The sequence below is a fragment of the Rhizobium sp. P2_G2 genome, assembly GCF_056403555.1.
On record NZ_JBFUFF010000135.1, the window covers coordinates 1 to 14278 of the forward strand.

Genomic DNA, 14278 nt, shown 5'->3' on the forward strand with positions numbered 1-14278 from the left:
TTGCCGGACCCGGCTGTGATGCTGTCCGCGCCCAACGAGCCGGTAATGGCAAAGCCCTCCGTCTGGTTTGACAGGTTCAGGCTCACCGCTGACATTAATAGCATAGAGTCGATATTGAATATCTGGGCATTGCTCGCGCTGGTGAATTTCGACCCTACTTGCAATACATCGGCGCCAGCACCTCCATCTAACAAAGTATCCGTATCAGCGCCGGCTATCACATCGTTGCCGAACCCGGCTGCTATGTTGTCCGCGCCCCGCCCTCCGACAATTACGTCTGCGTCGGACGAACCGGTGATGGTAAAGCCTTCTAGCTGGTTCGCCAAGTTGAGCGTTGCTGCAGCTGTCAGCATAACATTTTCAATATTTGCGATCTGAGCATTGTTGCTGCTCATGAAATTCTAGCCAATCTTTAAGGCATCTGTGCCTGCTCCTCCATCCAGAAGAGCGTCGTTTTGCRTCCCGGAAATCGTATCGCTGCCAGCGCCACCCTGGAGGGTGTTGGCGGAGCCGCGCGCTCGCGCGCTCCCTATCGTTCGACTGCAAATGAATTTTCACTACATGGGAACGGGCATTTGCCGCCCGTGTTGGAAAACAGCGCGAGTTACCCCCGCAGACGCGCCTCGCCGCAATAAGGCCGCCCTCCTCGATGCCGGCAGCCCTGCGCGGGATAGCGACTGTCGGAAAACCGACCGTCGCGGGAGGGCGGTTTCGTTTTGGACGACGATCATATTGGGCCGCCTCCGCCGGTCAGGGCGATTCTCATTGCTTCGGGGCCGAATGGGCATATGGTGTCCGGGCATGACGGTAATGAGTTCATGCTACTAATCCGCTCTCCCCGATCCCTCCTGTGGTCGCGTGCTTTGCGCAGTTGCCCCGAGGCTGCGTTTGTAGAGCGGGCAGCCATCTTAAAAATCGGATCAGCATAGCTCCCGCGCTGTTGTGCGGAGAAGGAGATCACTCTGTCGAAAATTTGGGATTGGGACATGGCCGTTACTGTCCGCGCCGGTGATAACCGCACTGTGAAGGTGCTGGGACCGCAGGAAGCGGTGGAATTCATGGATAGTCGATGGCCATCGGAACGCGGGTTTCTGTTCGCAGCTGCCCGGGACAAGTGTGTCGATGAAGCCGGACGAATGTTCGCCACCGAAGTTTCACGGCAGGCYTTCCGCGCCGCTGCTGCCGAAGGCGCAATCCTTCCAATGCGGGAACCAGGGAACGTCCTGAAAATGTGAGAGCGGTCGGATAGGGCCGCCATGCGACATTCCTCTCCTGGTCGCGCCGAAAGGCGGGCCGGATCGCCTTGGCCGGCGCCCTTTGCGCCGCTCAGGTTTAGATATGCCCGCGTGGCACATTATCACCCAGCGATATGACCTGCCCGCCAGTCAGGTTTCCCTCAGTTCTGAGGAAAAGTCTCAGGCGGAGATTTCTGTCAACCGCTCCAACCCAACTGGCGGCACTGTTGCTCTCCGGCCTGGATGGCTTGGCGGAAGCTGCCGAATTTCCCGACGATGCGGTATCGAACGCCGCGAAAATAAATCAGGACCACGCCTTCTATGGCGTCATATTCTATTCGCATGCCCTTTTCGTACAGCATGGTAGCCTCCGTCCCGGGTGCATGCCTAGGACCCAACTGGATTGTACACCATTTGGCGAAAGCTCCTATGGGGCTCCGGCGTAACTTCCGCACGATCGGGCGGAAGTCACGAACTGGGGGGAGTCACGCACGCTTCGTGCGAAAAACAGCCTATTTGTTGCAAAGATTGCCGATATTTTAGCAGTTTTTGACGATTTTTTGCGCATAAGCCGTTGATAACGCATGATTTCGCTTGCCGGATTAAGCATCTCAGAACATTAATATGGCTTTGCATAAAATTTGGAGTCGAACGGTCTCGAATTGGAATGAAGGCGGGTAGAAAAAACCTCTACCACCTGTATGGAGTTGCGCGACCCCCGTAGGAGTGACCATCTTCACTTTAGCTTGTCTTACACCGGCCAGGCGTTCTTCTTCCATCGATGTCGCACTTGGGACGCTGTCGACGATGACCTCAGAGAACAATGAACTTGCTCAGGGTAATTCCGTTTTGGTCCTTCGCGAGGGTGACGTCTGGATAGTGCTGGTTTCTGAAGATGGCAAGCAGCACAGCCAAACCTTCGTCCGACAGGAGCATGCGCAAAGTTACGCATCCGGACAGCGGATACGCCTTCAGCTGCCGGTAGAGGATGGCGATGGGTTCGAATAAAGAGATAGGGCCCTTCGCGGGATTGACCATGGTGCCCGAGGAGCGTGAGCTAGCGCAAGCGATATTCGGTGAAATCGTGCACAGGCCATGGTTTCACCGATCTGAGGTCAACGATGTCGAATTGGCTGAAATCATTTTGCGGGCCTACCGCGACGGCAAAAACGTTGGCGGGCAGATGCTCAACTACTGCGAACTCGTCGCTAAGCTCCGATTTTCGCGTTGAGTTGCTGGCCGCGTTCATTGTGGCTTTCGGGCCCTGATCGCTGCCGCCACCTCTGGCGCACCCATTTCTTCGGCGAGCACTGCGCAGGCTTCACGCTCCCGCCCTACTTGAGGCATCATTCTCCTCGGCAGCGCCAGCCCTTCCATTCTGAGCACCGCTATGACTTCTCCGGGGCCGCAACCAACGTCCTTTGCGATCTGGAAGGATATCAACCGCGGATCCTGGCGGTACATGTCCACAATCTGGTTGCGGTATAGCATGGTGCGAGCCCCCCTATCGGACGACTCGCACTATACGCTGATGCAGTTAAGGGTTACATTAGCTTCTTAAATTTCAATTAGATGACGAATACGATTTACAGGCCATAGTTTCCCGCTGGCGGGCGGTAACCGCTTTCGGCTCTTTGGGGTGATCTCGCTAGGGGGCGCTTGCATCGCGCAACGTACGAGCTAATAAACTCATTCGATCAGGCTTATCAGCAAACGGAGCGTCAGAATGTGGGGACATGTCACCGCGGAGGAAGCTTCATTATTCGATGACATATTCCGATCAATTTCCACACAGCCCTGGTGCGGGAAGTTGCCCGCGGAAAGGGAATGGTTGGCTAATCAAATTCTTAGCTTTTATCGTCGCGGGATCTCAGACCCGATTGACCTTTGGTCGGCTTGCGACCGCATCGCTCGCGCGCGCTTCTCATTGGACGCACGATAGCGGGCCGCACCACGCCGCCCTCCAGGTGGGATCGATCCGCCTTGCCGATGAGGTTTAAATCTCATAAATGGCGCCTGCGTCAGCGGCATCGCGCACGCCCTTGAAAGACGCATGCCGCAGCTTGCCGTCATCGGTCCATGCACGGAATTCGATCTCAGCGACGAGCTCGGGCCGAACCCCCGTAACGTTCGGTCGCTTCTTGCCGGTGTCGACCGCCGGCGCGGAAGTCGCGATCTGGTCCATCTGCTTCCGCAGCTCTGTTGCTGAAGAGCCAGTGCCGACGCCGCCGACATAAACGAGACCGCCGCTTTTGCGCGCCGCCAGCAGCAGCCGGCCTATGCAGGCGAAGCCGGACCCGTGCTCGTAGCCGATAATCAAAAAGCTCTCCGAGTGGACGCATTTGATCTTGAGCCAGTCGCCGGTGCGGCCGGATCGGTAAGGACGACCCCTGTTCTTGCCAATGATGCCCTCAAGCCCGAGAGCGCACGCCTGCTGAAACAGTTCGTCCCGTCCGCCTCGATCGTCTCGGAAAGACGAATCGCGCCGATCCGGCCGCCGATCAGATTTTCGAGAATTTCGCGGCGCTCGTGCAATCCGATTTTGGTCAGATCGTGGCCGTCAAGGTAAAGCAGGTCGAAGGCGTAGAGAATGACATCGCCCGATGCGCGTCGTCCGCCACGGCCGCCGAACGCCCTTTGCAGCGCGCCGAAGTCCGATCGACCCTGGTCATCGAGRACGACAGCTTCGCCGTCGAGGATCATCGTGCCGGCAATCTGTCGCACTTCTGTGACAAATTGAGGGGGACACGGCCTGTCCAGTCCAGGTCGTTGCGCGAGAGGACGCGAACGCGGGTAGGCTCGACGTACACGGCCATCCGGTATCCATCCCATTTGATCTCAAAAGCCCATTGATCACCCTTGGGCGGTTTGTCGACGAGCTGCGCCAAGCACGGCTCAATGCGCGCTCGCATCGGATCAAATTGAAGTTCGGGCTATTCCGGTCGCCGAACGCGGACAGGGCGGGAGCAAGGGACGCTTCAGTATCGCGGAGCAGCGGAGCGGATTTTGGAGTCTTGGGAGGGCTCTTCGCCATGCTGGCATTGCGCCAGAAATTGATTAAAATTCGCTGATAAGAAAATTCGGGAGGTCAAAATGCCATTTACCGGCTTGGTAATGCAGCCGCATGAGATGGAAGTCGTTCAAGATGTCTTTAAGGCAGTTGTCGCTGAGCCATGGTTCAGTCGGACTGTCGAGAACGAAAAGGCCTTCGCAGCTTCTGTGCTGCGGGCGTATCGCACAGGCATCACGGATCGAGACCGTTTATTAGTGAATTGCCGGGAGGCAGCCAAACTTCAATTCAGCGGGCATACTTGATACGCAGTAGAAGGCTTGAGGGTGAGGATAACAAAAGCCCACCGCAGAGGGGCCGCGGTGGGCTTGTACACAACTCGGTGGCGGAAACCATGGGGGGACATCGGTAAGCCGAGCCTGACATCTATCCATTCAACTGGCGAGTTGCGCTCGGGTTCCGCTTGTTGTTTGCAAACCTACTCGACTGTGCGGCTTCGTACGTAGGTAGCGTCGAGCCGCAATTCAGCCTAAACTCCACCGTTCAAAGACTACCGTCTATTTGCTGCCCGTTTTTCAGCGCGTCTTTTACGATGCCGCGGTGACAACATGCCTGAGAAACAGCAATACCTCATGGCTTTGGTGCACGGATCGTTGAAAGAGCGAAATTCCGTCTTTGATGCAGTAGTTATGCGGTAACGGTCTTGCAGCGGACGGATTTCGGGCGTGCGCAGGCCAGCATGCGGTTGAGGACTGAGCAGCCGATGGCAACTTCCGTCTGCTGCGTTGCGAATGAGCGTGCTCGCAGCCGCCCTCCGATGATCGACTTGTAACGTCCGATCGCGGTCTCGACCAGTGATCGTTTTCCGTAGGCGGTCGCGACCTGCCACTTCATCCGGCCATCGGCGTTGATCGCCGCGATATGTTGGTTTCGTTGATTGGTGGGGTCGCCGTGCTGACGCTCCACCGCATTGGCGCGGGGTGGAATGATCACCGCCGCGTTAGGACTGTGATTGGTAACGGCGTCGTAGGTCGGCTCACCGTCATAGGCGCCATCCGCCGTGAACTGCCCGATCGGTATGTCGATCTGATCGAGTAGGGGCTCCACCTGTGAGGCGTCGCCTGCCTCCTGATCGGTCATGACGTGTGCGACGATATCGCCGCTGTCGGCATCCAGTGCCAAGTGCAGTTTTCGCCAACCCCGACGGGATTTGACACCATGCTTCTCCTCCAGCCACTGGCCCGCGCCGTAGATCTGCAGCCCTGTGCTATCGACAAGGACGTGGACGGGCCCTTTCTCCGAGGGATGATTACCTTGCCGCTTGTCCGGCATTCTCGGCTTGGCTGCCCGACGGCTCAGGGTCGTATGGTCGGGAACGGCGAGATCCAGGCCGATCAGTTTCAGCACGGAGGTCAAGAAGCCTTCCGTCTGACGCAGCCGCAGGCCGAAAACCAGTCCTAGCGTCAGGGCAGTCTCAATTGCCAGGTCGGAAAAGCGGGGCTGCCCACCGCGCGTTGTCCGCTTCGGCGCCTGCCAGGACGACACCGCCTCCGGCGTCACCCAAAGTGTCAGGCTACCACGCCGACGAAGGCCTGCTTCGTATTCCGCCCAGTTCGCGACCTTGAACGTCATCTTGCCGATACGATGGCGGCGGGAGGCATTGTGCTTGAATGGCATCGTTGCAGGGGACCGTTTATTGCGATTGCCGATCACCTACGACACCGCCATTAACGATCCGCGCACCAACGCCTCGTTGACGCCATCGCCAACCATCATGACAGGGCCGTTCTTACGCTCCGTCAGGACCACGAGCACCTTCTGGTCCGGACTGAGGCCGGAGCGAATTCCGTCGAGACCAAGGCCATTGGCAACGCGTTCGGCGACGGCCGCGCGGTCTCCCGTCGCCAGGAGGATGCGCTGAATACCCTCCCGACGCAGCCCGTCAAGCATTTCCGCTGCCTCTTCGCGCACGGGATCGGCCATCACGATATAGCCAGCCATCTTGTTTTCAATCGCGACGGCAACGAGGACCGACCCGGCCACGGTGTCGGGGACGGGGGATGGGGTTGTTGCGGCGCGTTGCGCCACGAAGCCGTGACCGCCAACAACCACTCGCCTTCCATCCACGGTGCCGGCGACGCCTTCGCCCGCAACTTCGCTCACCGCCAACGGCAAAGTGAGGTGCAGGTCTCGCTGCTTGGCTGCCGCGACGATGGCCTGGGCAATCGGGTGTTTCGACRCTTGGTCGACGGAGGCGGCGAGACGTAGAATCTCGTCCTCCTCCAATGCCAATGGGCTGTTGATCGAGACGATTTGCGGACGGCCGTCGGTCAGCGTGCCCGTCTTATCCAGGACCAGGGTATGGATGCGCGCCATATTTTCGAGCGCGCGCGCGCCCTTGATCAAGACGCCGAAATGGGCGGCGCGAGAGAGCCCCGCCACTAGCGCCACAGGCACTGCCAGGATCAGGGGGCAGGGCGTCGCCACGACGAGCACAGCGACAGCTCGGATCGGTTCGCCGGTGAACCACCATGCGGCAAACGCGATCACGACGGTCGCTGCCAGAAAGCCGACCGACCATCTGTCGGCGAGCCTCGACATCGGAGCCTTTGAGCGTTGAGCGTTCTCCACGAGCCGCACGATACCTGCATATGTGCTGTCTTTCGCCTCGTGCGTCGTGACGAGATCGAAAGCCTCTCCCGCATTCGTCGAGCCGCTCAGCACATCTCCATCTCTGGCGAGCGAAACAGGAAGCGACTCACCGGTCAGTGCAGACATGTTGACGAAGGCTCCATTGGAGGCGAGCGTCCCGTCCACCGGAACAACGTCACCCTGCCGGATGAGCAGCCGGTCGCCCGGCCTGATGTCGTCGACCGGAAGTTCCTGAAGGCTTTCGCCAAGATAGCGCGTCGCTGTTCGTGGCACTCGGGACAGCAAATCATGCATTTCGCGGCGCGCCCGCCCCTCCGCGAAGCTTTCGAGGAACGTGCCGCCTGTATACATGAGCGCGACGATCGCGGCCGCCAAGGCTTCGCCGAATGCCAGCGCGGCCGACATCGACAGTGCCGCGACAATGTCCAGACCCAATTCCCCTCGCCATAGACTTCGGAGAATTTCCACAAGTAGCGCCGCCAGGATCGGGATGGTGACGAGGATCCACACAAGCCGCGCCGGTTCGGCCCGACCGGAAAAATGTAGCCCAAGTCCGAGGAGCAACCCGCCGAACGCTACAAATAGGAGGACAGCCTTCAGTCGATCTTCAGTCGAGTGGTTCATATCTTCAGGTCTCCGGCACTGACGTTGCGCCGGGAAAAACGACTTCGGCACGGAAGCCTCCGCCGGTACGGTTCTCCAATACAAGCTTCAGATCGTAGACAGCGGCGATTTCCGACACGATCGCGAGACCCAGCCCTGAGCCGGGCTTCAAATGATCAAGGCGGACGCCCCGACGCGGAAGTTCGGGCAGCCTGTCGGCCGAAACGCCGGGGCCGTCATCCTGAATGACGAGCCGGCAGATGCTGTCTTCGAGCTCGGCACACGCGCTGACGAAACTCTTCGCCCATTTGGAGGCGTTCTCCAGCAGGTTTCCCGTCAATTCGCGGAAGTCGTGGGGGTCGACCGGGACCCAGAGTTCGTCGGGAATATCCACGCTCCATTCAAGGCGCTCGCCCGCCTCCGTGCGTCCCAGCATGCGGACGGTCTCGCCGATGATGCGCGCAACATTTGCGTCTCCGGTCCGCTGTTCGGCGCTGGGTGTGATGCGCGCGCGGGCAAGTTCGTGCTCGACGTGGGAGAGCATGGCGGCGGCGAGATGGTCGAGCTCGTCGGCGATTTCAATCTCGCCCTTTTCCCTCAGCGTCAAAGCGTTGTTTGTGAGAACAGTAAGCGGTGTCTTCAGTCCGTGGGCGAGGTCACTGGCCCTGCTTCTGGCCTTCTCTATCGCCGCGGCCTGGCTCTCCAGCAGTCTGTTCAATTGATGCACCAGCGGCTGGAGTTCGCGTGGATACGGCCCCGGCAGCATGATCGCCCGTCGATCGCGGACCGCGTCGAGATCGCGGCCGATCTTGTCAAGCGGCTTCAGGCCGATCCACAATTGAACGATCGACATCAGCACAAGAAGAAGCGCAAGAGCAGCGATATAGGGCAGGATGTCGAGCGCGAAAGCGAAGCGTGCACTGTCGACCTCTTCAGCGTTCAGCGCCACCGCGATGCGGATCGGTCGCTTGCCGCCGGGAGCGACCAGCAGCAATACGCGCTCCTGCACGATGACATCCTTGCTGTCCGGACCCGGCAAGCGATACTGGTGCATGACGCCGACTGGATGCGCCTCATCGGCGGGGAGGGGAAGAGCATAGTCGAACAGGGACGGGGAGCGCAGCTCCACTTTGTCCGAGGGATCGTCGATTTGCCAGTACAGCCCTCCATAAGGTGTGATGAAGCGGTTGTCGGCTGGGTTTGCGGGCACTTCGAGTTTGCCGTCGGCGGAGAAGCGAAGCACGGCGGCCAGCCGGTTGATGTGACCAGTGAGCTCGTTCTGGATACGCTTGCCGTAGCTGTCGGCGAAGATCTGGATGAATGCACCGGAAGCTGCCGCCAGCGAGACGGAGACAGCGACGAGGGAGATTATGATGAAGCGGCCGTGGAGCGACCTCATGCCACTTCGTCCGCGGCGATCTGATAGCCGAAGCCTCGTCTCGTGAGAATCGTGTCTTTGCCGAGCTTCTTTCTCAGCCTTCCGATCAGGACCTCGACCGAGTTGCTCTCCCGTTCGAAGTCTTGCGCGTAGAGCTGTTCCGTGAGTTCCAACTGGGAGATGGCGCGATCGCGATTCTGCATCAGCACCGCCAGGCATTTGTATTCCAGAGGCGTGACGTCGACCGGCACCCCATCGACCATGACGGTGCGTCTACGGGTGTCGATGGACACCGGGCCAGAAGACAGAATGGGGTTGGCTTGGCCGGAATACCGGCGCAGTATCGCGTGCAGCCGGGCGAGGAGTTCGGCAATGCGRAACGGCTTGCCAAGATAATCGTCGGCTCCGGCGTTGATACCCTCGACCCGTTCCTCCCAGTTCCCGCGAGCGGTGAGGATAATGACCGGCATGTCCCGGCCACTCGCCCGCCATCGCTTGAGGATCGTGAGCCCATCGATCTTGGGCAGACCCAGATCGAGGATGACGGCAGCGAAGTCCTCGTGCTCGCCTGCGAACAGAACCGCCTCGCCATCCTTTTCGTGTACAACATTGAATCCGGCCCTTGTGAGATGGGCAGTCACGTCGCGGCCGATAAGCGGGTCGTCTTCGGCAAGGAGCAGGCGCATCATTCGTTCTCTATTTCGATGATTTTGCCGGAGGCGGCGTCGACTTCGACTTCGGTGACCTGACCGTCCTCACGCAAAATCCGGAATTCATAGACGATAGCGTCATCTCCACGGGCGACACTGACATCGATCAACTCCCCTGGCAATCGCGCCAACACCTGGGACTTCAACGTCGCCAGGGAGAGAATCTTCCCTTTCAGGACCAGTTCGTGAAGCTGGTCCTGGGACGGCGTCTCGTCGATATCACCCGCATATGCCGGTGCAACGCCGAGGAGCATGCTCAGGCAGAGAAACGACAAGAGAACGAGCGGGTGACGCATGCACATCTCTGATGAATAGCTTGGTCAAGATGACAAGAAGCTGACAATTGCGATCAGGTCTTGGTCAGCTCTGGTTTCATAGGTTGTTTGTCGACCAGAAGAGCACCGTCGCTCCTGGGTTTTCTATGGAGATAACCTAATGAAGAAGATCATCCTTGCAACCCTCCTCATCACTGCCGTCTCGGCCGGCCTTGCCCGCGCCGAAGAAGGCCAGAGCTGCACAAATGCTGCTCAGGACAAGTGGATGAGTAAGGACGGCATCAAAGCAAAGGCGAAGGCCGCGGGCCTCGACGTGCGCCGCATCAAGATCGAGGGCAGCTGCTACGAAGTCTATGCCATGGATGCGAAAGGCAACAAGGTGGAGGCCGTGTTCAACCCGGAGACCGGCGAAGCGGTCGGCAACGAGAACGAATGATCATGGCTGCGCTGGATTTGGATGCGGCGGGCGAAAGCTCGCCGCCGAAGGTCAAGGTCTGGGACCCATTGGTGCGCATGTTCCACTGGAGCCTGGTGGCGCTGTTCGCCTTTTCCTATCTGACGGGAGAGGAGTGGAAGAAGGCGCATATCCTTTCAGGCTATGCGATCATCGGTCTGCTGGCCGTGCGCATCCTCTGGGGTTTCGTCGGTACCAGTCATGCGCGGTTCTCGGATTTCATCTACAGCCCCCGCACGACGCTCGGCTTTCTCCGGGACAGCGTGACCATGCGGGCCAAGCGCTATATCGGTCACAACCCGGCCGGCGGCGCAATGGTCGTGGCGCTCATTGCCGCGATATCCGGTATTGCCGCGACAGGCTATATGATGACCACCGATGCCTTTTGGGGTGTCGAATGGGTTGAAGAAGCGCATCAGCTTCTGGTCAATCTGACACTTGGTCTCGTCGGCCTTCACATCGCAGGCGTTATTCTCGCCAGCTTCGAACATAAGGAAAACCTCGTTCGCGCCATGATCACGGGCCGGAAGCGTGCAGAGTGATTTCGTTGCGGCACATTATTCGGCCGATTTCCACCGACCGGAAAGAAGGACCAGAATCGCCGCCTTGCGCTCCGGGGAAACCGAAGTTTCGCCCGGAGCCACATGGCTGTCTGAAAAGAGGTTGGGCGCGCTGCAATTGACCTCGGTCATGGACCCCGGCGGTTGTTGCGCTAACCTCGATGCGGTCAAAATCAAGGAGGTGTCAGATGACCTACACTCTTGACCGCACCCTTGCAGGAACCAGTTTCGGAGATGCCGTCGGGCGGACGAAGGCTGCGCTCTCCAGGCACGGATTCGGCGTCCTGACAGAGATCGACGTCAGGGCGACGATGAAGAACAAGATCGACGCAGACGTTAACGACTACCTCATCCTCGGTGCCTGCAACCCGCGCATGGCGTTTGAGGCGATGAAAATCGAACCAAAGGTGGGCGCCATGCTCCCGTGCAATGTGATCGTGAGATCGATCGGCGGCGGCGACATCATGGTGAGCGCGATCGACCCTGTTGCCTCGATGCGGGCCATCGACAACGAGATGCTGAAGGCTTTGGCCGGGAAGGTGCGCTCGATGCTTGCCGAGGTGATCGCCGAACTTTAGGTGTGGCGAGTTCCTAGACGGCGGTGCCGACCAGGGCGCCGATGCCGGCGGTCAGCGCCATTGCAAGTGCACCCCAAAAGGTGACGCGCGTCGTCGCCCTGATCACATTCGCCCCGCCTGCCTTGGCTCCCACCGCGCCGAGGAGCGCGAGGAAAAGCAGTGACGCGATAGCCACGGAGTATACCAGACTGGGCGCAGGCGACACGACCAYCATCAGCAGCGGCAAGGCGGCGCCGACGGCGAAAGTCGCCGCTGACGTCAGCGCGGCTTCGACTGGACGCGCTGCCATATGTTCGACAATGCCGAGCTCATCACGAGAATGGGCGTCAAGTGCATTATGTGTCGTCAGCTGCACCGCGACCTGGCGTGCGAGATCATATGTCAGGCCACGGTGCACGTAGATCTGCGTGAGTTCGTCGAGCTCGGCTTCCGGTTGGGTGTCAAGTTCCATCTGCTCACGGGCGAGGTCGGCGATCTCGGTGTCGGATTGCGAGCTGACGGAAACATATTCGCCCGCCGCCATAGACATCGCGCCAGCGACGAGACCCGCCACGCCCGCCACCAATATCTCAGACCTCCCGGCGGAGGCGGACGCCACACCCATGATCAGGCTGGCCGTCGAGACAATGCCGTCATTCGCTCCGAGCACTGCGGCGCGCAGCCAGCCGATGCGGGACACGAGATGGCTCTCGGAATGCAATCTGCTCATTTATCGTGTCCGTGATTGAGAGTTTCTCACGACGATTGCACTGGCCGCGGGAGGGGCCAGGGACCTTGTCCGCCCCACCGGATCAGCCAATCGTCATCCTGCGCAGTACGTCTGTTTTCCAATAGAAGTGATGCGCCAGCGCTCCGAGGACATGTCCGACGACAACCACCCAGAGGATAGCCTTCAAAACATCAGCATGAATGTCTCCGGCACTGCGATATCCGAAATAATAGGCAGCGATGCCAGTCAAGGGCATGGCAAATAGGAGCAGGTAGAGCGCCAGATGCGTCAACTTGGCCGCCCATTGAAACAGGACGGGCTCATCCGGCGGCGTGGCGGGACGCCCGATCATGAAACGCAACAAGAGCTGCAGGAGGGCAAGCAGGAGGATGGCGATCCCCACATAAGCATGGATGTTTGCCCCGGACACCTGCTCGGCCGTTGTGGAGCCTGTCCGATACATGGCCCTGTTCCACTCTTCGATGCCGTCCGAGAAAATCAGATTGAAGAAAACCAGAAGCGCGATCGCCCAATGCAGGAACCGTTGCGCGGGGGAAAAGGAGAGAGGCGTATTCATAGTCCGTCCTTCCGTGGTAGCAGCTTCAAACTCAGAATATTGATCCAACGCACTCCATATGCAATTCAATGCGACAGCAGTGCGGGAAGCTTGAGAGCCCTCAGAATGCCGCCCGTCGCACCGCCCAGCACGAAATCCCTGATGCGGCTATGGCCGTAGCCACCCATGACGAGCAGACCGGCGCCAATTGAAAGTGAATGATCCTGTAGCGTTTCGGCGATCGGTTGCGCGCGTGTCTGGATAACATATCCATGCGCTTTCAGGCCATGGTGGGAGAGGTATTCTGCAAGCCGGGCCGTGATGTTGTTCTCCGGCAGTGGCTTTTCATCGTCAACACAGAGAATGGAAATCGACGTGGCGCGAAGCAGAAACGGCCAGGCATCCGCCACTGCACGGGCGGCGACACGGCTGCCGTCCCAAGCGATCGCAACATGGTCATAACACGCGGCTGGCAAGTCTTCCGGGACAAGCAGCACCGGCTTCCCGGAGCCGAAAATCGCCGCCTCAGCTGTGCCGCACAGCGCAGCATCATGGCGGCCGACGCCAAGGATGCTGAGATCATGGTACTTGCAGCTATCGATAACGATATTCGCCAGTTCAGTGGGAAGATAATCGGCCTCGAGGCTGTGCATTTTAACGCCGCGCTGCTCCAGCTCGGACCGGATGGCCCTGATCAGAACAGCGGCGTTTTCCTGGCAGCGCATCTTGGCAAACTGAACCATGGCTGGGACGTCAAGAATGACATCTGCAAGCGGACTGTGAAACGAGGGGAAGTCAGCATGCATGGTCAAAAGATATGCCTCGCCTCCGAGGTGACTTGCGGCAGCTCCTACGTGCGAAGCAAGGTTGGGCGAGTTTCCATCCAGATATGTATGCAATGGCACGAGAATCTGTAGAGGCATCGCGCGCTCCTGTACTGTTAGCAAACATAAACACTCTTTTGAATGTAGCTTAGGAATTCATTGCCCGGTTGTCGCAGATCAATATGAGCTCCGGCCGGGTCAACTTTAGAAGGGCTTAGTTCTCAAAACCGGGCGTACGCGGGCAGGGGATTACGGCGTCTCGAAAAGCACGGGAAGACCAAGGACTTGGGAGGCCTCACAGCCATCGGTTGGGCTGACAACCGTCCCGGATGAGGTTCGGCAAGTCGCGCCCGGCGAACGCGGCGCCGGTATTCGAAGACGTTGAAACCTGAACTTGCCGTCGGCGCTTTGCTTCAGATCAATGTGCCGTCCGGTCCCTGGCGTGACTGTGGTGACGCTCATGGGGAAGCGATCTTGTCGGTGGGCACCAGGACCAAAACAGATGCGAGCGGATCCACTTTGCCGCCGAACTCAGGAGAATGGCAGATGAGAAGAATCGTGATCGGCGCCGTCGCCGCCGCCCTTGCCGCCCTTTCGCTTTCAACGACTGTCGAGGCACGGTCTGTTTGGCATCACGGCTGGCACCACGGATGGCACCATCGCGGCTGGCACCGCGGCCACTGGTATCATGGTCGCTGGCACCGCGGCTATTGGGGCCCCCGGATCGTTATCGG

The 14278-nt window shown here is 59.2% G+C and carries 16 protein-coding genes and 3 pseudogenes; 7 read left to right on the forward strand and 12 right to left on the reverse strand.

The features are described from left to right. Positions 1–395, reverse strand: a pseudogene (locus AC1D06_RS38435) (hypothetical protein); the annotation flags it as partial. Between the two features lie 6 nt (positions 396–401). After that, positions 402–548: a hypothetical protein gene (locus AC1D06_RS38440; RefSeq protein WP_477990852.1), complete on the reverse strand. Its 147-nt coding sequence runs from the start codon at positions 546–548 to the stop codon at positions 402–404. Between the two features lie 438 nt (positions 549–986). On the opposite strand from AC1D06_RS38440, the gene AC1D06_RS38445 reads away from it, so the two are divergent. After that, the gene (locus AC1D06_RS38445; RefSeq protein ID WP_477990839.1) at positions 987–1235 is read left to right on the forward strand and encodes a DUF982 domain-containing protein; all 249 of its coding nucleotides are present in this window, start codon (positions 987–989) and stop codon (positions 1233–1235) included. A 197-nt stretch (positions 1236–1432) separates the two neighbouring features. On the opposite strand, the gene AC1D06_RS38450 is transcribed toward AC1D06_RS38445, so the two are convergent. Then, positions 1433–1597, reverse strand: coding sequence for a hypothetical protein (locus tag AC1D06_RS38450; protein ID WP_477990840.1), 165 nt, complete (start codon positions 1595–1597; stop codon positions 1433–1435). 632 nt (positions 1598–2229) lie between these two features. Here AC1D06_RS38450 and AC1D06_RS38455 point away from each other — a divergent pair. Beyond that, complete coding sequence (locus tag AC1D06_RS38455; protein ID WP_477990841.1) at positions 2230–2466, forward strand: hypothetical protein; 237 nt, start codon at positions 2230–2232, stop codon at positions 2464–2466. 765 nt (positions 2467–3231) lie between these two features. On the opposite strand, the pseudogene ligD reads toward AC1D06_RS38455, so the two are convergent. Beyond that, positions 3232–4269 (reverse strand): annotated as a pseudogene (gene ligD, locus AC1D06_RS38460) (non-homologous end-joining DNA ligase). A gap of 59 nt (positions 4270–4328) precedes the next feature. Between ligD and AC1D06_RS38465 the strand changes: the two are divergent. Further along, positions 4329–4550, forward strand: a complete 222-nt coding sequence (locus AC1D06_RS38465) for a hypothetical protein (RefSeq protein WP_477990842.1) — start codon at positions 4329–4331, stop codon at positions 4548–4550. Positions 4551–4932: 382 nt separating this feature from the next. Here AC1D06_RS38465 and AC1D06_RS38470 read toward each other — a convergent pair whose 3' ends face one another. From AC1D06_RS38470 to AC1D06_RS38490, 5 genes and pseudogenes are all read right to left on the reverse strand, one after another. Further along, positions 4933–5922, reverse strand: a complete 990-nt coding sequence (locus AC1D06_RS38470) for an IS5 family transposase (protein ID WP_477990853.1) — start codon at positions 5920–5922, stop codon at positions 4933–4935. 69 nt (positions 5923–5991) lie between these two features. After that, positions 5992–7521: pseudogene (locus tag AC1D06_RS38475) on the reverse strand (heavy metal translocating P-type ATPase); the annotation flags it as partial. A gap of 4 nt (positions 7522–7525) precedes the next feature. Continuing rightward, positions 7526–8899, reverse strand: coding sequence for a sensor histidine kinase (locus AC1D06_RS38480; RefSeq protein ID WP_477990843.1), 1374 nt, complete (start codon positions 8897–8899; stop codon positions 7526–7528). Next, the gene (locus tag AC1D06_RS38485) at positions 8896–9567 is read right to left on the reverse strand and encodes a response regulator transcription factor (protein ID WP_477990844.1); all 672 of its coding nucleotides are present in this window, start codon (positions 9565–9567) and stop codon (positions 8896–8898) included. Before AC1D06_RS38485 ends, AC1D06_RS38480 begins: the two co-directional genes overlap by 4 nt. Further along, positions 9564–9884 carry a PepSY domain-containing protein gene (locus tag AC1D06_RS38490; RefSeq protein WP_477990845.1) on the reverse strand — a complete coding sequence of 107 codons (321 nt, stop codon included), beginning with the start codon at positions 9882–9884 and terminating at the stop codon, positions 9564–9566. Before AC1D06_RS38490 ends, AC1D06_RS38485 begins: the two co-directional genes overlap by 4 nt. A gap of 139 nt (positions 9885–10023) precedes the next feature. On the opposite strand from AC1D06_RS38490, the gene AC1D06_RS38495 reads away from it, so the two are divergent. From AC1D06_RS38495 to AC1D06_RS38505, 3 genes are all read left to right on the forward strand, one after another. Further along, positions 10024–10299 carry a PepSY domain-containing protein gene (locus tag AC1D06_RS38495; protein ID WP_477990846.1) on the forward strand — a complete coding sequence of 92 codons (276 nt, stop codon included), beginning with the start codon at positions 10024–10026 and terminating at the stop codon, positions 10297–10299. Continuing rightward, positions 10296–10859: a cytochrome b/b6 domain-containing protein gene (locus tag AC1D06_RS38500; RefSeq protein WP_477990847.1), complete on the forward strand. Its 564-nt coding sequence runs from the start codon at positions 10296–10298 to the stop codon at positions 10857–10859. The genes AC1D06_RS38495 and AC1D06_RS38500 overlap by 4 nt, the downstream gene beginning before the upstream one ends. A gap of 206 nt (positions 10860–11065) precedes the next feature. Beyond that, a complete protein-coding gene (locus tag AC1D06_RS38505; protein WP_477990848.1) occupies positions 11066–11455 on the forward strand; it encodes a DUF302 domain-containing protein in 390 nt (129 codons plus the stop codon). Positions 11456–11468: 13 nt separating this feature from the next. On the opposite strand, the gene AC1D06_RS38510 is transcribed toward AC1D06_RS38505, so the two are convergent. The 3 genes from AC1D06_RS38510 to AC1D06_RS38520 all read right to left on the reverse strand — a co-directional run bounded on the left by AC1D06_RS38510 (position 11469) and on the right by AC1D06_RS38520 (position 13667). Continuing rightward, a complete protein-coding gene (locus AC1D06_RS38510; RefSeq protein WP_477990849.1) occupies positions 11469–12164 on the reverse strand; it encodes a VIT1/CCC1 transporter family protein in 696 nt (231 codons plus the stop codon). 82 nt (positions 12165–12246) lie between these two features. Then, on the reverse strand, positions 12247–12741 hold the full coding sequence (locus AC1D06_RS38515) for a cytochrome b (protein ID WP_477990854.1): 495 nt from the start codon (positions 12739–12741) through the stop codon (positions 12247–12249). A 65-nt stretch (positions 12742–12806) separates the two neighbouring features. Next, complete coding sequence (locus AC1D06_RS38520) at positions 12807–13667, reverse strand: universal stress protein (protein WP_477990850.1); 861 nt, start codon at positions 13665–13667, stop codon at positions 12807–12809. Positions 13668–14090: 423 nt separating this feature from the next. Between AC1D06_RS38520 and AC1D06_RS38525 the strand changes: the two genes are divergently transcribed. Beyond that, positions 14091–14278 (forward strand): hypothetical protein (locus AC1D06_RS38525; RefSeq protein WP_477990851.1); only part of this gene is annotated, 188 nt, incomplete at its 3' end.